Source organism: Streptomyces sp. NPDC002588 (assembly GCF_040295925.1).
Classification (GTDB): domain Bacteria; phylum Actinomycetota; class Actinomycetes; order Streptomycetales; family Streptomycetaceae; genus Streptomyces.
The window spans coordinates 20,870-42,294 of record NZ_JBEOWF010000009.1 but is presented as its reverse complement, the minus strand read 5'-3'; the positions used below and the strand labels follow the sequence as shown (position 1 = coordinate 42,294).

Here is a 21,425-nt window from a genome sequence, read left to right as displayed (position 1 = left end):
GGCGATCCGGAAGTGGCTCCACGTGGTCCGGAAGGCGAAGTGCCCGAGCCGGACCACTCCGTGGCGGCACCGGAGGCCGGACCCGGGGATCGGGGTCCGGCCTCCGGCCGCGTGTCAGGCAGGTGGTTCTCGGGGGCTGCCGGCCGGGTCAGCCGACGGCGACGCCGTGCGAGCGGAGGTAGGCGACCGGGTCCACGTCCGAGCCGTAGTCCGGCGTGGTGCGGATCTCGAAGTGGAGGTGCGGGCCGGTCACGTTGCCGGTCGCACCGGAGAGGCCTACCTGCTGGCCCTCGGTCACGGTCTGGCCGGCCGAGACGGAGAGCTGGGAGAGGTGGGCGTACTGGGCGTAGTAGCCGTCACCGAGCTTGATGACGACCTGGTTGCCGTACGCGCCGCCCCAGCCCGCCGAGACGACGGTGCCCGCGGCCACGGCCTTGACGGAGGTGCCGGTCGGGACCACGAAGTCGACGCCGGTGTGGTAGCCGCTGGACCACATGCTGCCCGCCACGTGGTAGCCGGTGCCGATGGTGGCACCGGACACCGGGAGGGTGTATCCGCCGGAGGAGCCGGAGGAGTCCGCCCCGGTCTCGGCGGCGGTCCGGGTGGTCGCCTTGCCGGACGACTTCGTCTCGGAGGCCGACGACGACTTCGACGCCGACGAACCGGACGAACCTGACGAACCGGACGAGGACTTGGTCCCGGCCGCGGCCCTCTTGCCGATCGACAGCTTCAGGCCGGGGTGGATCAGCGACGGGTCGCCGCCGACGGCCTCGCGGTTGTCCTCGTACAGCTTGCGCCAGCCGCCGCTGACGTGCTGCTCGTCGGCGATCTTCGAGAGATAGTCGCCGGGCCGGACGGTATAGGTCCGGACGGCCGCTGCGGCGGCCTTCTTCTGTGCCACTGGAGCCGCCTGCACGGCCTTTTCCGAGACGGAGGCGGAGGAGGCGGACTGCGGGGTGGCCGCGTGGGCACCGGTGGCCCCCATGAGCGGGAGGGCGAGTGCGGCCCCGCCGGTTCCGGCGACGGCTATCGAACGGGTGAAACGCCGGCTCTTGAGACGGCGGTGCTTACCCTTCGCGGGCATGGCGAATTCCTCTCCGGCGCCTGCGAGGTGAGCTGTCGGGTGCGGACTGGAGATGCCCGGCCGCGCCGAGGCGCGGCTTTACCCCAAAGCCTGTTCCGGAGGCCGGAACAGGCGGTACTGCCTGTGGGTCCCCCGCTCCTGCCATGTACGGGTGAGTGTGCGGATTCCGGACGGTGACAGGATTCGGCGTCCGCCCGGATTGGTCTGGAACGTAAGCGACCAAGACGCACAGGAACAAGCAGAGGTTGCCCTGTTCACGCATTTCTCTTGATCCGCTGTGCGAATTCCCGGTGACACTCCGTGAATCGAGAGCGCTTTTTCCGCCTAACACCCTTGAAAAGCCTGGTCATTACGTGAACATGACGGGCGACGGTCGGTCACGAATATGACGCTGCTCACGTGATTCTCTCCAGAATCCCTTATTCCAGAGCGAGTTGTAACGAAGGATCCAATTCGGACACATCTCTCAGATGCGACGCAGCCGGATAACCATCGCATCGAGGTCGCCGCGCAGCCCGGTCCGCAGCCCGTGGTGCAGCAGCACCGCCCCGCGGTGGACTTCGCCCGTTTCACGGCATTCGTACGCCGCCGTCGGGTCGAGGCCCCGCAGCCGCAGCGCGGGAACGGGCTCGCCGTACCGCTGCGCCTGGAGCCAGGCCAGGACGACGGTCTCGTCACCGCGGACGTACTGCACGGCGCTCAGACCGCCCGTCGGCGGCCGCAGCCGGTAGAGGTCGCCGTGCTGCACGAGGGGCCGGATCTCCTTGTAGAGCTCCACCCACTCACGGGCCTCGGCGAGTTCCTCCTCGCTCCACTCGGAGAGGTCGCCGCCGACGCCCAGCACCCCGGCCATGGCACTGACGAAGCGGAAGCGCAGCGAGCTGGTCCGGCCGTTGAGCTGCACGTTGGGGCTGTCGGTGACCCAGGCGGCCATGACGCGCGCGGGGTGGATCTGGCTGAAGCCGTGCTGGATGTCGAGGCGGTCGAGCGGGTCGGTGTTGTCGGAGGTCCACACCTGGTCGGTACGGGCCAGGACCCCGAGGTCGATCCGGCCGCCGCCGCCCGAGCAGGACTCGAAGGCGACGCCCGGGTGGGCCGCCCGCAGCCGGTCCAGGAGTCCGTACAGGGCCCGTACGTGGTCGACCCAGAGGCGCTGGGGGTAGGGGTCGTCGGGCCAGCCCGCGTCGGTGAAGCAGCGGTTGAAGTCCCACTTGACGTAGTCGACGGGCGCGCTGGAGAGGAGTCCGTCGAGCTGCTGCCAGAGGTACTCCTGAACATCCTCGCGCGCGAGGTTCAGCACGAGCTGATTGCGGAACTCCGTCCGCTTTCGTCCCGGCTGGAACTGCACCCAGTCGGGGTGCGCCCGGTACAGCTCGCTGTCCGGGTTGACCATCTCGGGCTCGACCCAGATGCCGAACTGCATGCCGAGCGCGTGCACGTAGTCCGCGAGGGGCTTCAGTCCCTTGGGGAAGCGGTCCGGGTTGGGCCGCCAGTCGCCGAGCCCCGCACGGTCGCTGGTACGGGCGCCGAACCAGCCGTCGTCGACGACGAACAGCTCGACGCCGATCGCGGCGGCGCGCCGGGCGAGGGTGGCCTGCTGCTCCTCGGAGATGTCGAAGAAGGTGGCCTCCCAGGAGTTGAACAGCACCGGCCGGTCCTGCTCGGCGTCCGGGATCACGTGGGCGCGCTGGTAGGCGTGCCAGGTGCGGCTGGCGCCGCCGAAGCCGCCGTCGCTCCACAGGCCGGCGAAGAGGGGCGTGGTGAAGGACTCGCCCTCGGCGAGGCGCAGCAGGCCCGAGTCGTCGTATCCGGCGCCGCCGGTGATCTGCACGCGTGCGTCGGGGAGTTGGGCGACGGCGACGCGCCAGGAGCCGGACCAGCCGAGGGCGCAGCCGTAGACCTCGCCGCGCTCCTCGGTGGCGTCGGTGTCGAGGGCGACCCAGGGCAGGTGCTGGTGGCCGGTGTGGCCGCGGCGGCTGCCGATGATCTTCTCGCCGTAGGTGAGGGGGGCGCGGACGAGCCGGGACTCCGCGGCCCAGCGGCCGTGCAGCTGGGAGAGGTGCCAGCCGTCCCGTTCGGGCAGGGTCCAGGTGGCGGAGTCGGCGCGCAGCAGCTCCTGCGGCTCCTCCCCCTCGTTGCGCAGGGTCGTCCAGCGCTCCACCACGTCGCCGCGCATCCGGTAGTGCAGGGTGATGACCAGGCCCCCGTCCCGGAAGCGCAGCCGCAGCTCGTCGGCCTCGGTCTCGGCGGTCTCGAAGGTCCATTCGGTGCCCCGGCGCCCGGCGGTGCGCACGGACAGGGCGGGCCGGACGAAGCGGGGGCCGCCCTCCGCCGGGTACTCCTCGTGGCCGTCGAGGGGGGACTCGAAGGAGGCGCGGCCCGCGCGCGGGGCGGCGGCGAGGGCCTCGGCGTCGGCGAGCGCGATCCTCGGGCCCCAGTGCAGATGGATCAGCTCGTCGGCCTCGGTGAGATGGAGGGCGTAGCTGCTCGTGGGCCCCGAAAGGAGCCAGGTGCGGCCGCCCGCGGCGATCTCGGGCTTCACGGTCTCGGGCATCAAACCCCCACTGTTTCGAACAGGTGCGATCAAGCATCAACATCATCGGTGGCGCGCCCCGTGCCTGCAACGCCTGTGGACAAACCGTTCACCTGGGGAGACGGAGGATCGGCCGCCCTGTGGACAACTCGTTGCCCGGGGAATCCATGTCGTATGGTCGAGGAGGCCCGTCGGCCACCAGGAGCCGCGCCGGCGAGCCCGACCGGGAGGGAGCCCCCGTGACGCAGCAGATCCCGTCGATCGAACCCGAGTTGGCCGGCGTCCGCAATTTCCGTGACGTGGGCGGTCTGCCGACCGTCGACGGGCGGCGGGTGCGCCACGGAGTGCTGTTCCGCAGCGGCCATCTCGCGCACGCGACCGACGAGGACGCCGCGTTCCTGTCCTCCCTGGGCCTGCACACGATCTTCGACTTCCGCAACGCGGCGGACCAGAAGCTCGAGGGCCCGGACGTGGAGCTGCCGGGCGTGCGGAACGTGAACCTGCCGCTGTCGGACCCGGCGGACGGCGCCGAGTTCTGGAAGATGGTCCGCGACGGCGACCTCGACCAGCTGCGCGGCATACTCGGCGACGGCAGGGGCGCGGGCCGCATGATCGCCTCCTACCGCAAGATCATCAAGGAGCGGACCGCGGAGCACACGCACGTGGTGCACGCGATCGCCGAGGACAGCGTCCCCGTCCTCATGCACTGCGCGGCCGGCAAGGACCGCGCGGGCCTGTCCGTCGCGGTGACACTGCTCGCCGTGGGGGTGGAGCACGAGGCCGTCCTCGGCGACTACCTGGAGTCCAACGCCAAGCACCGCCGCTACAGGGTGCGGCGCAACGGCTCGGCGGCCTCCGCCTACACCCCCGAGGTGATGGAGCTGCTCAGCCCCCTGTTCGAGGCCCGGGCGGAGTACCTCACGGCGGCGCTGGAGACCATCGAGGAGACCTGGGGCGGCGTCGACGCCTATCTGGAGCAGGCACTCGGGCTCACCCCCGAGCTCCGGGAGCGGCTGCGCGAGCGCCTGCTCGACTGAGTCTCCCGGCGAGCGAGGCCTACTGCTTGGCGCCCACCTCGAACAGGAACCATATGAAGGCCGCGAGGACGTGCCCCACCGCGATGTAGATGATCAGCCGGATCCACAGGGCACGCGGGAACCGTTCCTCCATGTCGCTCATGGCGTCTCTCCGGGGGTGGGGCCCAGGCACAGGGCGGCCGTGGGACTCTGCAGCAGGGTGTGGACGAAGAGCAGTTCGACCCCGTCGGGGTCCTGCGCGGCGAGCCGGTGCGGGGTCAGCGAGTCGAAGTGCGCGCTGTCGCCGGGTCCGAGCAGATGCGCGGTGTCCCCGAGGCGCAGCCGCAGCCGTCCGCGCAGGACGTGCAGCCACTCCTCCCCGGGATGCACACGCACGATGTCGCCCTGGGAGCCGTGCGGGACGTGCACGCGCAGGGCCTGCATCCCGCGGCCGGAGGCACCGGCCTGCCAGTACGTCCAGCCGCCCGCACGGGTCGGCTCCATGTCGGCGGCCCGCACGACGGCGTCCCGGTCGGCGACCGTCTCGCCGAGCAGTTCCGAGACCGTCGTACCGTAGACGCGGGCGAGCGCGAGCAGCATCGGCAGCGAGGGCTGGCGCTGCCCGGTCTCCAGCCGGGAGAGATGGGCGGGCGACAGCCCCGCCGCGCGGGCCGCGGCCTCCAGGGTGAGGCCGGCCCTGCGGCGCAGCGACCGCAGTTGCGGGGCCACGGCGGGAAGGGCCTCGGACCCGGACGGGGCCTCGGGCTCAGGTGGGCTCATACGTCCATTCAGCCGCACTCTTGCCTCTGGGGCAATTTTCTTGCCTCAGAGGCAAAAGCCACGGCTGCTCAGCGGTTCGCCACCGCCTGCTTGATGAGCGTCCTGCCGAAGTCCCACATCAGCCCGTTGCCGCCGTGGGCGTCGTCCATCACCTCGGTGAAGGCGTCGACGAACCGGTCCACGTCCCGCTCGTCGATCACCAGCGGCGGGATCAGCTTGATCACCTCCAGGTGATCCCCGGAGACCTGGGTGAGGATCCGGTGCCGCTGGAGCAGCGGTACGACCACCATCTGGGCGAACAGACCCTTGCGCGCGGCCTGCAGCATGGTCCAGCGGCTGCGCAGCTTCAGCGACCTCGGCTTCCCGAACTCGATGCCGATCATCAGGCCCCTGCCTCGGACGTCGGCGAGCAGTTCGTACTTCTCGGTCAGGGCCGCCAGCCGCGACTTCAGCCGGTCGCCCGTCATCCGGGCGTTCGCGACGATCTGCTCGTTCTCCATCACCGACAGGACCGCGAGGCCGGCCGCCATCGCCTGGGCGTTGGAACCGAAGCTGGCCGAGTGGACCAGCACCCGGTCGATCGACGAGAACACCTTCTTGAAGATCCAGTCCTTGCCGAGGGTGGCGCCGACCGGCACATAGCCGCCGGAGAGCGCCTTGGCCACGCACACCAGGTCCGGTTCGACACCGTCCTCGTGCTGGTAGGCGTAGAAGTCGCCGGTCCGGCCGAGGCCGGTCTGCACCTCGTCGGCGATGAGCAGCGCCTTGTGCCGGTGCAGCAGTTCCTGCGCGGCGCGCAGATAGCCGGGCGGGGCCTCGTGCACGCCCTTGCCCTGGATCGGCTCGACGATGAGGGCGGCGACGTCGCCCTTCTTCAGCTCCCGGGCCAGCGCGTCGAGATCGCCGAGAGGTACGGCCGTGTCGGGCAGCAGCGGGGCGAAGCCGTCGCGGAAGCCGTCCTCTCCGTTGACCGAGAGCGAGCCGGTGGTCAGGCCGTGGAAGGCGTGGTCGCAGTAGAGGACGCGGGGCTTGCCGGTGGCGCGCCGGGCGAACTTCAGCGCGGTCTCGACGGCCTCCGTGCCGCTGTTGCCGAAGAAGACCCGGTCCAGGTGCGGGCTGTGGGCGAGCAGCCGCTCGGCGAGGAGTCCGGGCAGCGGCTGGCAGTCGAAGCGGGTGAGGTCGGCGAGGGAGGCGTCCAGGACGTCGTGCAGCGCCTTGCGGACCACGGGGTGGTGGCGGCCCAGGCCCATCACCCCGAACCCGGCGAGCATGTCCAGATGGTCGGCCCCGTCCGCGTCCCAGAAATGCGCGCCCTCGGCCCGCTCGTAGACCTTGTCGAAGCCGATGGTGTGCAGCATGCGCGGGAGCTGGTGGTTGAGGTACTTGGCGTGCAGCTCGTAGCGCTCGGCTCCGCGCTCGGCCAGGAGGGCGCCGAGGTCGAACTCCTTGGTCATGCGTCTTTCTCCTTGACTGGGCCGTCGGCTTCCTTGGCCGCCAGACTCGCGCTGATCCGTCCGGCGACCTCGACGGGTGTGAGGCCGATGTCGGCGAGCACCTCGCCGCGCTTGGCGTGCGCGAGGAACTGCTCAGGGATCCCGAACCGCCGTACGGGCACGTCGACTTCGGCGTCCCCGAGGGCCAGTGCCACCGCCGAACCGACGCCCGCGGCACGGCTGTTGTCCTCGACGACGGCCACGAGACGGTGCTCGGCGGCGAGACCGGGCAGGGCCGGGTCGACGGGTTTGACCCAACGGGGGTCCACGACGGTGCAGTTGATCCCGCGCGCCTCGAGCAGCTCGGCGGCCTGAAGACACACCGGGGCCATGACGCCGACGGCCACCAGCAGCACCTGCGGCCGCGCGGCGCGGTGCAGTACGTCCATGCCGCCCACCGCGGCGACCGCCGGGATCCTCGGCCCGACCGACTCCTTGGGGAAGCGGACCAGGGTCGGTGCGTCGTCGACCGCGACCGCCTCCCGCAGCTGGGCCCGCAGCTGGTCGGCGTCGCGCGGCGCGGCGATCCTGAGTCCCGGGACGACCTGGAGGACGGACAGGTCCCACATGCCGTTGTGGGAGGCCCCGTCGACGCCCGTCACCCCGGCCCGGTCCAGCACGAAGGTCACCCCGCACCGGTGCAGCGCGACGTCCATCAGCAGCTGGTCGAAGGCGCGGTTGAGGAAGGTGGCGTACACGGCGACGACCGGGTGCAGGCCGCCGGTGGCGAGGCCGGCCGCGCTCACCGCCGCGTGCTGTTCGGCTATGCCGACGTCCCACACCCGCTCCGGGAAACGCTCGGCGAACCCGCCGAGCCCCACCGGATGCAGCATGGCGGCCGTGATCGCGACGACGTCGTCGCGCTCCTCGCCGATCCGCACGATCTCCTCGCCGAACACCGAGGTCCACGACGGTCCCGTGGACGGCGTGAGCGGTGCGCAGGTCAGCGGGTCCATCACCCCGACGGTGTGGAAGCGGTCCTCGTCGTGCGCCAGGGCGGGCTCGTAGCCGCGCCCCTTCTCGGTCAGGCAGTGCACCAGCACCGGTCCGTGGAACCGCTTGGCGCGCCTGAGGGCCGACTCGACGGCCTTGACGTCGTGCCCGTCGATCGGCCCGACGTACTTCAGCCCGAGGTCCTCGAACATGCCCTGCGGGGCGAAGGCGTCCTTGAAGCCCTTCTTCGCGCCGTGCAGCGACTCGTACACGGTGTGCCCGACGACCGGGGTCCGCAGCAGTACGTCCTTCCCCCAGGCCAGCACCTTCTCGTAGCCGTCGGTGGTGCGCAGGGTCGCGAGGTGGTTGGCGAGACCGCCTATGGTCGGGGCGTACGAGCGCTCGTTGTCGTTGACGACGATGATCAGCGGCCGGTCCTTGGCGGCCGCGATGTTGTTCAGCGCCTCCCAGGCCATGCCGCCGGTGAGCGCGCCGTCGCCGATGACCGCGACGACATGGCCCTTCTCGCCCTGCACCTGGCGGGCCTTGGCGAGCCCGTCGGCCCAGCCGAGGGCGGTGGAGGCGTGGCTGTTCTCGATGACGTCGTGCTCGGACTCCTCACGGGAGGGATAGCCGGACAGGCCGCCCTTGCCACGCAGCTTGGAGAAGTCCTGACGCCCCGTCAGCAGCTTGTGCACATAGCTCTGGTGACCGGTGTCCCACAGGATGCGGTCGTCCGGTGACTCGAAGACCCGGTGGAGCGCGATGGTGAGTTCCACCACCCCCAGGTTGGGCCCGAGGTGTCCGCCGGTCCTGGCGACGGCGTGCACCAGGAAGTCCCTGATCTCTTCGGACAGTTCACCGAGCTCCGGCTCGGACAGCGCCTTCAGGTCGCGTGGTTGCCGGATGTTCTCCAGGATCGTCACGATCGGGCCCCCTTCGGTCCGTGCTGTTCAACTCACGGTGACGGCCGGCTCCCCCGCCGCGACGCCGTCCTGTTCCATCTGCTCGGCGATCTTCATCGCCTCCTCGATGAGGGTCTCGACGATCTTCGACTCGGGGACGGTCTTGATCACCTCGCCCTTCACGAAGATCTGTCCCTTGCCGTTGCCGGAGGCGACGCCGAGGTCCGCCTCCCGCGCCTCGCCGGGGCCGTTCACCACGCACCCCATGACCGCCACGCGGAGCGGGACCTCCATGCCCTCCAGGCCCGCGGTGACCTCGTCGGCCAGCCTGTAGACGTCCACCTGGGCCCGGCCGCAGGACGGACAGGAGACGATCTCCAGGCGCCGCTGCCGCAGGTTCAGCGACTCCAGGATCTGGATGCCGACCTTGACCTCCTCCGCGGGCGGCGCGCTCAGCGAGACCCGGATGGTGTCCCCGACGCCCTGCGACAGCAGCGCCCCGAAGGCCACGGCCGACTTGATCGTGCCCTGGAACGCGGGGCCCGCCTCCGTGACGCCGAGGTGCAGGGGGTAGTCGCACCGGGCGGCCAGCTGCCGGTACGCCTCGATCATCACGACCGGGTCGTTGTGCTTGACCGAGATCTTGATGTCGCGGAAGTCGTGCTCCTCGAAGAGGGACGCCTCCCAGAGGGCGGACTCGACGAGCGCCTCCGGGGTCGCCCTGCCGTACTTCTGGAGCAGCCGGCGGTCCAGGGAGCCGGCGTTGACCCCGATCCGGATCGGAGTGCCGTGGTCCTTCGCGGCGCGCGCGATCTCCTTGACCTTGTCGTCGAACTGCTTGATGTTGCCGGGATTGACACGGACGGCCGCACAGCCCGCCTCGATCGCCGCGAACACGTACTTGGGCTGGAAGTGGATGTCCGCGATCACCGGGATCTGCGACTTGCGGGCGATGGTCGCGAGGGCGTCCGCGTCGTCCTGCGTGGGGCAGGCGACACGGACGATCTGGCAGCCCGAAGCAGTCAGCTCGGCGATCTGCTGAAGGGTGGAGCCGATGTCCGACGTACGGGTCGTCGTCATCGACTGCACCGACACCGGGGCCCCGCCCCCGACCGCCACCGGCCCGACGTGGATCTGCCGCGACACGCGCCGCTCGGCGATCGGCCGGGCCGGTACCTCGGGGACGCCCAAGGAGATGGCGGTCATCGGGTCACTCCCGGTTTCCGGTGACCGTCTCGCGCATGGCCCGCAGCGACTCCTTCAGGGAGCCCATGGTGGCCAGGACGGCGGTGGGCTCGTAGCCGCAGTGCGCCATGCAGTTGGCGCAGCGCGGGTCCTTGCCGCGGCCGTACTTGTCCCAGTCGGTCTCCTCGATCAGCTCGCGGTACGTCGGCACGTACCCGTCGCTCATCAGGTAGCAGGGGCGCTGCCAGCCGAAGAGCGAGTAGTTCGGGATCGCCCACGCGGTGCACGGGAAGTCGACCTTGCCCTCCAGGAAGTCCAGGAAGAGCGGGGAGTGGTTGAGCCGCCACTTCTTGCGGTTGCCGCCCGAGAAGGCCTTCTTGAACAGTTCCCGGGTCTGCTCCACGCCGAGGAAGTGCTCCTGGTCGGGTGCCTTCTCGTAGGCGTAGGCGGGCGAGATCATCATCTCGTCGACGCGCAGGTCGTCGTTGAGGAAGTTGAGCACCTCGATGATGGTCTGCGGGGTGTCGGTGTTGAAGAACGTCGAGTTGGTGGTGACCCGGAAGCCGCGCCGCTTGGCCTCCTTGATCGCCGCCACGGCCTCGTCGAACACGCCCTCCTTCGCCACCGACTCGTCGTGCCGCTCCCGCAGCCCGTCGATGTGCACGGCGAAGGCGAAGTACGGGGAGGGCTTGAACTTGTCCATCTTCTTGCGCAGCAGCATCGCGTTGGTGCACAGGAAGACGTACTTCCTCTTCGCCACCAACTGCCGCACGATCTCGTCGATCTGAGGGTGCATCAGGGGCTCACCGCCCGCGATGGACACCATCGGCGCACCGGACTCCAGCACCGCGCCCACGGCCTGGGCCACCGGCATGCGCTGCTTGAGCACCCCCGCCGGATGCTGGATCTTGCCGCAGCCCTCGCACTTCAGGTTGCAGGCGAAGAGCGGTTCCAGCTCCACGATCAGCGGAAACTTGTCCCGCTTGCGGAGTTTCTGTTCGGCCAGGTAGGTAGCGACCTTGATGGACTGGCGCAGTGGCATGGCCATTCGGCTCACCTCCGGGGGAGCAGCACATTACGGTGCCATTCGAAGAATGCAGGCAGGACGGAACGAAGGACACGGAAAGCCGATATTCCACCGCGCACCGTGCCGATCCGGACGAGTTCATGTTCTGGAGCGTCCACGACCACCCGGACGGCCGCAACCGGGCGTCCGTCCGCGCGCACGGCGCTCAGGAGGGTGGCCGCCGATTCCATGTCGACCGCGATCGCGCCGGTCGAGAGCAGGTCGGCCCGCTCATGACCGCGCACGACGTGGTCGGAGCCGGTGAGGGGGCCGGTGTGGACGGTGCGCCCGGGCAGGGTGCGCGCGAGCTCCTTGACGAGCATCTCGGTACCGACGCAGGGGACGGTGCCGCGCGGGTCGCGGGTCTCCTCGGCGACGACCAGGTCGCCGGGGTGCATTCCGGAGGCGAGCCCGGCGCAGAAGCCCGTGGCCAGCACGGCCGCGCCGTCGAGCACCGGGGCGGCGAGGACCCGGGTGACGGACCGCTCGGCCGCCTTGGGCCCCATGCCCGTGCGCAGGACGGTGACGGGCCCGCCGGCCCCGCTGCGGTCGCCCATCCGCAGGGCGAGGTGCTCGATGCCGAGGGCGCAGGCGATCAGCAGCGGGGCGGGGACGGGCCGGGTGCTCATCAGCTCGCCTCGGCCTCTGCGGAAGCCGCCTCGGGACCGGACTTCCCGCTGAACGGCTCGCCGTGCACGTACCGGCCGAGCGCGGTCAGCGGGAAGACCTGCCGGTACAGGTGGTAGTTGATGGAGAAGTCCCAGGGGAAGCCGGTGCCGGTGAAGTGGGGCTCGTCCCAGGAGCCGTCCTCCCGCTGGGTCTCGGCGAGCCAGGCGACGCCCCGCTCGACGGCCTTGGAGTCCTTCTCCCCCGCCGCCAGCAGGGCCATCAGCGCCCAGGCGGTCTGGGACGCGGTGGAGGCGCCGCGGCCGCTCCAGCGGGCGGCGTCGTGGTAGGAGCGCAGGTCCTCGCCCCAGCCGCCGTCGTCGTTCTGCACCCGCTCCAGCCAGGCCACGGCCCGGCGGATCGCGGGGTGCCGGGCGGACAGTCCGGCGGCGGTCAGGGCGGGCACCACCGAGCCGGTGCCGTAGACGTAGTTCACGCCCCAGCGGCCGAACCACGAGCCGTCCGGCTCCTGTTCGGCGAGCAGCCACTCGATGCCGCGCCGGGTGCGCGGGTCGTGCGAGAGCCCCTCGACGGCGAGCATCTCCACGACGTGCGCGGTGACGTCCGCCGACGGCGGGTCGATGACCTCGCCGAAGTCGCAGAACGGCAGCCGGTTGGGGAACCTGCTGGTGTTGTCGACGTCGAAGGCGCCCCACGCGCCGTTCCTCGACTGCATCCCGAGGTTCCAGCGCACCCCGCGCGCGATGGCCTTCTCCACCCGCTGGGGGTCGTGGTGCCGCACGCGGCGCAGCGCGAGGACCACCTCGGCGGTGTCGTCGATGTCGGGGTAGTTGTCGTTGTGGAATTCGAACGCCCAGCCGCCCGGAGGCAGGTGAGGGCGGCTCACCGACCAGTCACCCGGCCGTACGATTTGCTCGCCGAGCATCCAGTCGGCGGCCTTGACCAGTTGCGGGTGGTCGGCGGGCAGGCCCGCGTCGGCGAGCGCGATGGTCGCCAGGCAGGTGTCCCACACCGGCGACTGACAGGCCTCGATCATCCGGGCGCCGTCCTCGCGCCACACGGCGTAACGGTCCAGCGACTTCAGCCCCTCGCGCATCACGGGGTGTTCGAGGTCGTAGCCGAGCAGGTGCAGGGCGATCATCGAGTACACGGCCGGGGGCTGGATGCCGCCCCAGCAGCCGTCGTTCTCCTGCCGCTCGACGATCCAGCGCGCCGCGGAGTTCAGGGCCGACCTGCGCAGGCGGCGCACCGCCACCGTGCGATAGCCGCGGACGACCTTGTCGAGCCGCTGGAAGAGTCCGTCCCAGCTGTTCACCGGGGCGAGCGGCACGGGCGGGTTGGGGTTCGCGGGGTCGGTGTGCAGCTCGTCGAGCGGGAAGGGCGCCGGGCGCACCGGCCGTTTCGCCGAGACGACGGTGAGCGGGACGATCGTCTGCCGGGCCCAGCAGCCGAAGTTGTAGATGCTGAGCGGGAACCAGCGCGGGAAGTACAGGAGTTCCGGCGGGAGTTCGGGCAGGTCCTCCCACTTCCACCAGCCGAACAGGGCCAGCCAGATCCGGGTGAAGACCCGGGCGGCGGCGATGCCTCCGTGGGCGCGGACATGGGCGGACGCCTTGAGCATGTGGGGCGCGTCGGGGGCGTCGCCGGCCAGGCGCAGGGCGACGTACGCCTCGATGGTGGTGGAGAGTTCGGGCGGGCCGCCGTAGAAGGTCGCCCAGGTGCCGTCCTCGCGCTGTTCGCCGCGGATGAAGAGGGCGGCGGCCTGGGTGGTGGCGTCGTCGCGGATGCCCAGGAACTGGCGGAGCAGCAGGTCCTCGGCGTCCATGGTGACGTTCGTCTCGAGGTCGCCCTTCCACCAGCCCTCGGTGTCCTGCAGGGCGAGCAGGAAGTCGGTCGCGCGGTGCACCGCGCGCACGGCGGCTTCTTGTACCCCGGCCGCCACGGGGATGGTGATGTCGGTTTCGCTGGCCGCGGCAGCGCGGGGCGGCAGGGCCCCGGCGCTTCCGTCGGTCGTCGCTGTCATGGCTTCCCCTTCGTGCAGTCGTGCGAAGTCGTGCTGCTGTGGGAACGCCGTCGGCCGGTGCCTTTCTCGCCTCGCTGCACCGGCCGGCGACTACGCGAGGACTATTCGACCGATAGTGATCATCTCTTTCGTACGACGACGAAGTCGGCGAGCGCCGTGAACCGGGCCCGCACCTGCTCGGGCATGTCGACGGCGTTCAGGGCCTCGATGGCGACGGTGTGCTGACGGCGGGCCTCCTCGGCGGTCCACTCCCGGCCGCCGGCGTCCTCGATCAGCGCGGCGCGGGCCGCGAACTCCTCCTCGGAGAAGTCCTCGGAGTCGCTGCTCTTGGCGTCGGCGGCGAGCATCTCGCCGAGCCGCTCGGAGGCGGGGCCGCCCGCCGCGAGCGCCGCCACCACCGGCAGGGACTTCTTGCGCTGGCGCAGGTCGCTCCAGGTCTGCTTCCCGGTGGCGACCGGGTCGCCCCAGATGCCGAGGAGGTCGTCGACGGCCTGGAAGGCCAGACCGAGGTGGTAGCCGTACTTCTCCAGCGCGTCGGCGGCGGCCTCGTCGGCGCCGCCGAGCACCGCGCCGATGGACGAGGCACAGGCCAGCAGGGCGCCGGTCTTGTTGCCCTCCATCTCCAGGCACTCCTCGACACTGACGCGGTCGCGGTGCTCGTAGGAGATGTCCTGGGCCTGGCCGTCGATCAGCGCGCGGGTCGCGGTGGTCAGGCGGCGGGTGGCGCGGCCGGCCTCGACCGTGCCGAGCTCCAGCAGGACTTCGTTGGCGAGGGCGAACAGGGCGTCGCCGACCAGGATCGCCTGGGCGGGGCCGTGCACCTTCCACACGGTGTCACGGTGGCGGCGCTGCTCGTCGCCGTCCATCAGGTCGTCGTGCAGCAGCGAGAAGTTGTGGACCAGCTCGACGGCGACCGCGCCGGGCACGCCGACCTGCGGGGACGCGCCGGTGACCTCGGCGGAGAGCACCGCGAGCGCGGGGCGCACGGCCTTGCCGCCGTCGCCGTCGGTCGGGTTGCCCTGGGCGTCGATCCAGCCGAAGTGGTAGGCGGCGACCGTGTCCATGGGCGGCGCGAGTCGGTCGACGGCCGCCCGGAGCACCGGAGTGGCCAGGGTGCGGCCGCGCTCCAGGAGCGCGGTCACGTCCACCGCGGTCCTGCGAGCGGCCGGCGAGGCCGGTGGCACAGTGGGCACAGTTTCTCCTCTTGTAGCGGTACCGGAGGGGGTGCGGGGGTGTGCCGAGCCGTGCTGATCGAGCATCAGGCCGCCTCCTCTAGCTCGAAGAGGTGGTGGGGTCGGGGCCGGCCGAGGGCGCTCAGCGCGGCGTCCGCCGCACTCACGCCGCTGCGGACCGCACTCTCCATGGTCGCGGGCCACCCTGTGGCGGTCCACGCACCGGCCAGATACAGGCCGGGGGCCTTGGTGCGGGCGCCGGGCCGCAGACGGCCGACGCCGGGGGTGGGAGCGAACGTCGCGGTGCGCTCCCTGGTCACGAAGAAGTCCCGCACCGCGGCGCCGCGCGTGCCCGGCAGCAGCCGCCGCAGCTCGGGCAGATAGCGTGCGCGGAGTTCGGCGACGGGGGTGTCGATCTCGTCCTGCGCCGCCGACTGCGACAGGGCGAGGTACTGGCCCTCGCGCAGCCCGGAGGCCTCGGTGCGGTCGAAGACCCACTGCACGGGGGTGCCGAGCGCCGCGAGGAAGGGCGCGTCGAGGACCTTGCGGTCGTAGACGACATGGACGTTGAGGATCGGCGCGGTGCCGATCCCGAGCAGCCGCTCCGGTGCGTCGAGCGCCCCGTCGGGCAGCAGGCCGAGGGTCTCGCGCTGCGGTACGGCGAGGACGACGGCGTCGGCTTCCAGGTTTTCGCCGGGAACCTGAACGCTCCAGGCCCCGTTTCCGTCAGTGGAGACGGAGGTGACGCGTGTACGGACCTCGGTACGCACGCCCGCGGAGTCGAGCGCCTTGCGGGCCAGCCGGTCATGCAGTTCGCCCAGCGGGACGCGCGCCCAGCCGATGTCGGCCGCGCCCGGGTCGGACAGCAGACCGGTCTTGAACACCATCGCGGCGAGCGCCAGTGAGCAGGTGCCCGCGTCCGCGTTGAGGGTGGCGATCCCGACCAGGTCCCACAGTGCCTCGACGGCGCGTGCCGACTGACCGTGCGCGGTCAGCCAGCTACCGAAGTCCTGCGCGTCCAGAGCCGGATCGGCGAGGTCGAGCCCCTTGAGCGCGAGTGCGGCCCGGCCCACCCTGGCGCGTTCGGCGAGGGAGAGGTGCGGATACGTGGCGAGGCTGCGCCCCAGGTGCAGGGGCACCGGCAGCGCGTCGCGCCGCAGTCTGCCCAGCCGGCGTCCCTCGGGTCTCGCGACGTCGACGACGGGCACGTCGAGACGATCCTGCAGCGGTGCCAGCGCGGTGCCCTCGATGCGGTCGAGGAACCAGCGGTAGGCGGTGCAGCAGCGCAGGTAGACGTGCTGGCCGTTGTCGACGGTCAGCTCGCCGCGACGGAAGGAGAAGGCCAGGCCGCCGAGCCGGGGCCGGCCCTCCAGCAGCGTCACGCGGACGCCCGCGTCGGCGAGTGCGAGCGCGGCGGTGACGCCGGCGAGTCCGCCGCCGACCACGACGGCGTGCCGCCCCTCGGCGAGCCGTTGCCCCTCGCTCATCGCGCACCCTCCCCTGCGGCCCCGCCGCGGTAGGTGCACTCTGCACGGCGGGCCGTCGCAGTCAGGGACGCCGCGCCGGACCGGAGGGTTGCGTGCCGCATTTCTGCGGTTCCTGCGGTTCCTGCGGTTCCTGCGGTTCCTGCCGTTTCTGCGATTTCCGCCGTTTCTCCGGTTCCTGCGGTTTCTCCGGCGGAATCACCTCGGCCCACTTCGTCGTCGGCGTTCTCCATCAGACGTGCCTCCGGACGGTCTGCCGCGACACGTGCCGGGTGTCCAGTCCCGACAGGCCGCGCACGGCGACGTACGCCTTCTCCCGGCCGGGCAGCGACACCCGGCCGCGCAGTACGGCCTCGGGGTCGCGCTCGATGCGGTCGAGGAGCCGCCGGTAGATGCCGGCCATGGCGGCGACACAGGCACCGCTGCGCCGGTCGAGCATGGGCAGCAGCCGGTAGCCCTCGGCGAAAAGAGTGCGGGCCCGTCGCACCTCGAAGTGGACGAGGCCCGCGAAGTCGGAGCCCTCCGGCGGCTCAGGCCCGTCGAACCCGGCCGAGCAGCCGAACTTGGCGAGGTCGTCGGCGGGCAGATAGGTGCGGCCGCCCGCCGCGTCCTCGCGGACGTCTCTGAGGATGTTGGTCAGTTGGAGCGCGAGCCCCAGGGTGTCCGCGTACTCCGGTGCGCGCTCGGCGCCGCGCGCCCCCGGTTCCGTGCCGAACACGCCGAGCGAGAGACGTCCGATGGCGCCCGCGACACAGCGGCAGTACACCTTCAGGTCGTCCCAGGTCTCGTAGTTCTCGCCGCGCACGTCCATCAGCACGCCGTCGAGCAGCTCGTCCAGCCCGCCCAGCGGGACCGGGAAGGCCCGGGCGGTGTGGGCGAGGGCGACCGCGACGGGGTCGGTGTCGTCCTCCTCGACCTCACCGGCGCGGACCCGGGTGAGCAGCGCGCGGGTGTCCTCGAGCCGGGCGGTCTTGACGTCGCCGGCCAGCGCGCCGTCGCCGATGTCGTCGACGCGGCGCGAGAACGCGTACAGCGCCGACATCGCGCGGCGCTTGGCGGTGGGCAGCAGCCTGATGCCGTAGGCGAAGTTCCGGGCCTGCTGCCCGGTGACGGCCTCGCAGTAGCTGTAGGCGGCGAGTACCGGTGCGGACACGTGCGGTGACGACTCCACGGTCCGGATCACCCCTCTCCTCGCAGGGTCACGCCCACCTCGCGCAGCAGCCGGAGCTTGCCTGGCTTGGGCGGGCCGGGAAGGACGTCGTGTTCGGCGGCGGCGATCGCGCGGATCGCCGCCCTTCCCCCCGCCACGAACCCCGCCAGCAGCAGTCTCAGCCTGCCGTGGACGCTACCCACGAGGGGGGCGCCTTCATTCAGGAGATCGCGAGCGCGTTGGGCTTCGTACGCGACCAGGGCGCGTACGGACGCGCTCGCGGTCGGTGCGGCGAGATCCGTCTCCTGCACGTGGAAACGTTTCATGTCCGCGGCGGGCAGGTAGACGCGGTCGCGGCCGAGGTCCTCGGCCACGTCCTGGAGGTGTTCGACGATCTGCAGCGCGGTGCAGACGGCGTCGGAGCGGCGGATCCGCTCGGGGGTCGAGGTGCCGGTGACGGCGAGGACGAGCCGGCCCACGGGATTGGCGGACAGTTCGCAGTAGGCGAGCAGGTCGTCGTAGGTCTCGTAGCGGCTGACCAGCTGGTCCTGGCGGTTGGCGGCGATCAGACGGAGGAAGGGCTCGGGGGTGAGGGAACGGCGGCGGACGGTCGGCCGGAGGCGACGCAGCAGGGGGTGGCGCGGCTCGCCGTCGAAGACCCTGCGCAGGTCGGTCTCGAAGGCGTCCAGGAGGACCGTCCGGTCCTCCGCCTCGGTGGCCGAAACGCCGAGCATGCGGGCGTCGGCGCCGCCGGGGGCGAGGTCACCGTCACCGATGTCGTCGACGAGGCGGGCGAAGCCGTAGACGGCCATGAGGTCCTCACGCCAGGCCCTGGGCAGGAAGAACGGGGCCACCGGGAAGTTCTCGTCCGCGGCCTTGGCGAGGGTGCCGCGCTCCGGGGCGCCGGTGTGCGCGGCCGCCGGGGCCGTCACCGTCGGCTACCCGGGGCACGGACGGCACATGCTGCGTTGAGCTGGGGAGTTTCCGTAGCCATTGCCGTCACATCTCCCGTTCTACACCGCCGACCCAAGACACACTATTTCGGACACGCCGCCCGGCCGCCCATGGGGCAGCCCCGACTCAGGGTGTCGTGCATTATCGCCCCACTTGACGCGTTTCGGGCCCGGTCCAGCTTACGTTGTACAACGCAGGGCGGTTCGCGCAGGTGTCCTGCACATCACAACAACACACCGATTGGCGTCAAGATTCCTGAGCGCGGACGGAGTTGACGTTTCCTTTGCAGACGCGTGGCCCGGCCGGCCAGTTCCGGCGGGGGCCACGGGCCGGTCCGGCCGCTACTTGCCGGTGAACTTCTCGTACTCCTTGAGGACCTCTTCGGTCGGGCCGTCGAGGCGCAGTTCGCCGCGTTCCAGCCAGAGCACGCGGTCGCAGGTGTCGCGGATGGACTTGTTGCTGTGGCTGACCAGGAACACCGTGCCCGCGTGCTTGCGCAGTTCCCGGATGCGTTCCTCGGAGCGCTTCTGGAACTTGCGGTCGCCGGTGGCCAGCGCCTCGTCGATCATCAGCACGTCGTGGTCCTTGGCGGCGGCGATGGAGAACCGCAGCCGGGCCTGCATGCCGGAGGAGTAGGTGCGCATGGGCAGGGTGATGAAGTCGCCCTTCTCGTTGATGCCGGAGAAGTCGACGATCTCCTGGTAGCGCTCCTTGATCTGCTCGCGGGACATGCCCATGGCGAGGCCGCCGAGGATGACGTTGCGCTCGCCGGTGAGGTCGTTCATCAGGGCGGCGTTGACGCCGAGCAGCGAGGGCTGGCCGTCGGTGTAGACCTTGCCGCTCTCCGGCGGCAGCAGCCCGGCGATGGCGCGCAGCAGGGTGGACTTGCCGGAGCCGTTGGAGCCGATCAGACCGATGGCCTCGCCGCGATAGGCCACGAAGGAGACGCCGCGCACCGCGTGCACCTTGCGCACGCCGCGCTCCTCGCCGCGCTTGAGGATGCGGCTCAGGGCTGCGGTGGCGCTGCCCTTGCCGGTCTTGGCGCCGTTGACGCGGTACACGATGTGCACCTCGTCGGCGATGACGGTGGGGACGCGCTCCCCGGGGATCAGGTCAGCCACGGCCGTACCTCTCCTCCGCCTTCCAGAAGTACAGGAACCCGCCGACGGCGAGCAGCAGCGCCCAGCCGCCGGCCACCGCCCACACGTGCTCGGGCAGGTTCTCGGCGCCGTACTCCTCGATGAGCGCGAAGCGCATCAGGTCCATGTAGATGGCGGCCGGGTTCCACTGCAGGATGTCGGCCACCCACTGCGGCTTGTCCGCGAGGAAGACGGGGATGGAGAACATCACGCCGGACGCGTACATCCAGGTCCGCATCACGAACGGCATCAGCTGCGCGAGGTCCGGGGTCTTCGCGCCGGCCCGGGCGAACACCAGCGCCAGACCGGTGTTGAAGGCGAACTGCAGGACGAGCACCGGGACGATCAGCGCCCAGGAGGCGTCCGGGTAGCTGCCGAACCCGATCACGACCAGGAACAGCACGAGCATCGAGTACAGCAGCTGCTGGAGCTGCTGGAGCGCGAAGGAGATGGGCAGCGCGGCCCGCGGGAAGTGCAGGGCGCGGACCAGGCCGAGGTTGCCGGAGATCGCGCGGACGCCGCTCATCACCGAGCTCTGCGTGAAGGTGAACACGAACACACCCGTGACCAGGAAGGGGATGTACACGTCCTTGGACATGCCCCGGCTGGCGTTGAGCAGCACACCGAAGATCATGAAGTACACGGCAGCGTTCAGCAGCGGCGTGGCCACCTGCCACAGCTGGCCTAGCTTGGCCTGGCTGTACTGCGCGGTCAGCTTCGCCCGGGAGAACGCCAGGATGAAGTGGCGCCGTCCCCAGAGCCGGCGGACGTACTCCCGCACCGAGGGCCGGGCGCCGCTCACGGCCAGCCCGTACTTGGCGGCCAGCTGGGCGGCCGTCAGGCCCGCGTCGGGCGACGGAAGTGCGCTCACCGCGACTCCGCCGTCATGCGTTGTCTCACTCACAGGTAGAAAACTTTCGTCTTCGCGATGCGCAGCCTCGAGATGGCTGGCACGAGCCGGGGGGCGGCCCTGGGTACGGCCCGGGGCGCCCTCAGGACGAGCTTGTCAGATCACCGGGGGCCGGCCCAGTCGGGTCAGCCGCCAAACGGTACGCCACTTGATGGGCCTGCGTTCACCGCACGGTGTCGTCCAGCCTTCCCGGAAACCGCCGAACCACGCCCTGAGCGCGGACCGCGAGGGGCGGCGCGCCAGGGTGAGCAGCAGCCACACCCCGAGGTAGACCGGGACGAGCACGGCGGGCAGGTTGCGGCGGGCCAGCCAGACCCGGTTGCGGGCGACCATCCGGTGGTAGACCGCGTGCCGGGAGGGCGCGGTGGTGGGGTGGTAGAGGACCATGTCGGACCGGTAGTCGATCATCCAGCCCGCGTCGAGGGCCCGCCAGGCCAGGTCGGTCTCCTCGTGGGCGTAGAAGAACTCGTCCGGCAGTCCGCCCACTTCCGCGAAGACCTTCGTGCGTACGGCGTTGGCGCCGCCGAGGAAGGTGGTGACCCGGGAGGAGCGCATGGGGTCGGAGGCCCGCAGCCGCGGGACGTGCCGGCGCTGGGTGACGCCGGTGTCCGGGTCGGCGATGCGGAAGCTGATGACGCCGAGGCCGGGGTCGGCCGCGAAGGCCTCGCGGCACAGCTGCGCGGTGTCGTGGCCGGCGAGGAGGCCGTCGTCGTCGAGGAAGAGCAGGATGTCGACCTCACGGCCGCTGGGGCCGAAGGCCTCGATGCCGACGTTGCGGCCGCCGGGTATGCCGAGGTTCTCGGACAGCTCGACCGTGCGTACGCCGTCGGGGACGTCCGGGACGGGCGAGCCGTTGCCGACCACCACCACCTGGACCGGGTCGCCGTCCTGCTTGGCGACCGAGTCGATCAGGGCCCTGAGCTCGGCGGGGCGGTTGCCCATCGTGATGATCACCGCGCCGACCCGCTGGG

19 protein-coding genes and 1 riboswitch are annotated in these 21,425 nt (G+C 71.0%); of the genes, 1 reads left to right on the top strand and 18 read right to left on the bottom strand.

Annotated elements, in window-relative coordinates; translation table 11 throughout:
* Positions 1-148 precede the first annotated feature (148 nt).
* Positions 149-1,084 carry a M23 family metallopeptidase gene (locus ABT057_RS12195; RefSeq protein WP_352342590.1) on the bottom strand — a complete coding sequence of 312 codons (936 nt, stop codon included), beginning with the start codon at positions 1,082-1,084 and terminating at the stop codon, positions 149-151.
* A gap of 4 nt (positions 1,085-1,088) precedes the next feature.
* Positions 1,089-1,248: riboswitch (cyclic di-AMP (ydaO/yuaA leader) on the bottom strand.
* Positions 1,249-1,550: 302 nt separating this feature from the next.
* The gene (locus tag ABT057_RS12190) at positions 1,551-3,638 is read right to left on the bottom strand and encodes an alpha-galactosidase (protein WP_352342588.1); all 2,088 of its coding nucleotides are present in this window, start codon (positions 3,636-3,638) and stop codon (positions 1,551-1,553) included.
* 218 nt (positions 3,639-3,856) lie between these two features.
* On the opposite strand from ABT057_RS12190, the gene ABT057_RS12185 reads away from it, so the two are divergent.
* The gene (locus tag ABT057_RS12185) at positions 3,857-4,654 is read left to right on the top strand and encodes a tyrosine-protein phosphatase (RefSeq protein ID WP_352342586.1); all 798 of its coding nucleotides are present in this window, start codon (positions 3,857-3,859) and stop codon (positions 4,652-4,654) included.
* A 19-nt stretch (positions 4,655-4,673) separates the two neighbouring features.
* On the opposite strand, the gene ABT057_RS12180 is transcribed toward ABT057_RS12185, so the two are convergent.
* From ABT057_RS12180 to ABT057_RS12105, 16 genes are all read right to left on the bottom strand, one after another.
* Positions 4,674-4,796 (bottom strand): DUF6126 family protein, encoded by a 123-nt coding sequence (locus tag ABT057_RS12180; protein WP_352342584.1) that lies wholly within the window; start codon positions 4,794-4,796, stop codon positions 4,674-4,676.
* Complete coding sequence (locus tag ABT057_RS12175; RefSeq protein WP_352342583.1) at positions 4,793-5,413, bottom strand: helix-turn-helix domain-containing protein; 621 nt, start codon at positions 5,411-5,413, stop codon at positions 4,793-4,795. The genes ABT057_RS12180 and ABT057_RS12175 overlap by 4 nt, the downstream gene beginning before the upstream one ends.
* A 68-nt stretch (positions 5,414-5,481) precedes the next feature.
* On the bottom strand, positions 5,482-6,867 hold the full coding sequence (locus ABT057_RS12170) for an aspartate aminotransferase family protein (protein ID WP_352342581.1): 1,386 nt from the start codon (positions 6,865-6,867) through the stop codon (positions 5,482-5,484).
* Positions 6,864-8,765, bottom strand: coding sequence for a 1-deoxy-D-xylulose-5-phosphate synthase (dxs, locus tag ABT057_RS12165; protein ID WP_352342580.1), 1,902 nt, complete (start codon positions 8,763-8,765; stop codon positions 6,864-6,866). The genes ABT057_RS12170 and dxs overlap by 4 nt, the downstream gene beginning before the upstream one ends.
* A 27-nt stretch (positions 8,766-8,792) precedes the next feature.
* Positions 8,793-9,950, bottom strand: a complete 1,158-nt coding sequence (gene ispG, locus ABT057_RS12160; RefSeq protein WP_352342579.1) for a flavodoxin-dependent (E)-4-hydroxy-3-methylbut-2-enyl-diphosphate synthase — start codon at positions 9,948-9,950, stop codon at positions 8,793-8,795.
* A gap of 4 nt (positions 9,951-9,954) precedes the next feature.
* On the bottom strand, positions 9,955-10,977 hold the full coding sequence (hpnH, locus tag ABT057_RS12155; RefSeq protein WP_352342577.1) for an adenosyl-hopene transferase HpnH: 1,023 nt from the start codon (positions 10,975-10,977) through the stop codon (positions 9,955-9,957).
* Positions 10,978-10,982: 5 nt separating this feature from the next.
* A complete protein-coding gene (locus ABT057_RS12150) occupies positions 10,983-11,624 on the bottom strand; it encodes a phosphorylase family protein (RefSeq protein ID WP_352342575.1) in 642 nt (213 codons plus the stop codon).
* Positions 11,624-13,645 carry a squalene--hopene cyclase gene (gene shc, locus ABT057_RS12145; protein WP_352342573.1) on the bottom strand — a complete coding sequence of 674 codons (2,022 nt, stop codon included), beginning with the start codon at positions 13,643-13,645 and terminating at the stop codon, positions 11,624-11,626. Before shc ends, ABT057_RS12150 begins: the two co-directional genes overlap by 1 nt.
* 119 nt (positions 13,646-13,764) lie before the next feature.
* Positions 13,765-14,904 (bottom strand): polyprenyl synthetase family protein, encoded by a 1,140-nt coding sequence (locus ABT057_RS12140; RefSeq protein WP_352342571.1) that lies wholly within the window; start codon positions 14,902-14,904, stop codon positions 13,765-13,767.
* Entirely contained in the window at positions 14,904-16,304 is a 1,401-nt protein-coding gene (gene hpnE / locus ABT057_RS12135) for a hydroxysqualene dehydroxylase HpnE (RefSeq protein WP_352342569.1), read from the bottom strand. The genes ABT057_RS12140 and hpnE overlap by 1 nt, the downstream gene beginning before the upstream one ends.
* Complete coding sequence (locus ABT057_RS12130; protein ID WP_352342860.1) at positions 16,301-16,405, bottom strand: DUF6380 family protein; 105 nt, start codon at positions 16,403-16,405, stop codon at positions 16,301-16,303. The genes hpnE and ABT057_RS12130 overlap by 4 nt, the downstream gene beginning before the upstream one ends.
* Positions 16,406-16,533: 128 nt before the next feature.
* The gene (hpnD, locus tag ABT057_RS12125; protein WP_352342567.1) at positions 16,534-17,484 is read right to left on the bottom strand and encodes a presqualene diphosphate synthase HpnD; all 951 of its coding nucleotides are present in this window, start codon (positions 17,482-17,484) and stop codon (positions 16,534-16,536) included.
* Positions 17,481-18,383 carry a squalene synthase HpnC gene (hpnC, locus tag ABT057_RS12120; RefSeq protein ID WP_352342565.1) on the bottom strand — a complete coding sequence of 301 codons (903 nt, stop codon included), beginning with the start codon at positions 18,381-18,383 and terminating at the stop codon, positions 17,481-17,483. The genes hpnD and hpnC overlap by 4 nt, the downstream gene beginning before the upstream one ends.
* Positions 18,384-18,746: 363 nt before the next feature.
* Positions 18,747-19,526, bottom strand: a complete 780-nt coding sequence (locus tag ABT057_RS12115) for an ABC transporter ATP-binding protein (protein ID WP_352342564.1) — start codon at positions 19,524-19,526, stop codon at positions 18,747-18,749.
* Positions 19,519-20,448 carry an ABC transporter permease gene (locus ABT057_RS12110; RefSeq protein ID WP_352342563.1) on the bottom strand — a complete coding sequence of 310 codons (930 nt, stop codon included), beginning with the start codon at positions 20,446-20,448 and terminating at the stop codon, positions 19,519-19,521. The genes ABT057_RS12115 and ABT057_RS12110 overlap by 8 nt, the downstream gene beginning before the upstream one ends.
* A 102-nt stretch (positions 20,449-20,550) precedes the next feature.
* A complete protein-coding gene (locus tag ABT057_RS12105; protein WP_352342859.1) occupies positions 20,551-21,396 on the bottom strand; it encodes a glycosyltransferase family 2 protein in 846 nt (281 codons plus the stop codon).
* Between the last annotated feature and the right edge of the window lie 29 nt (positions 21,397-21,425).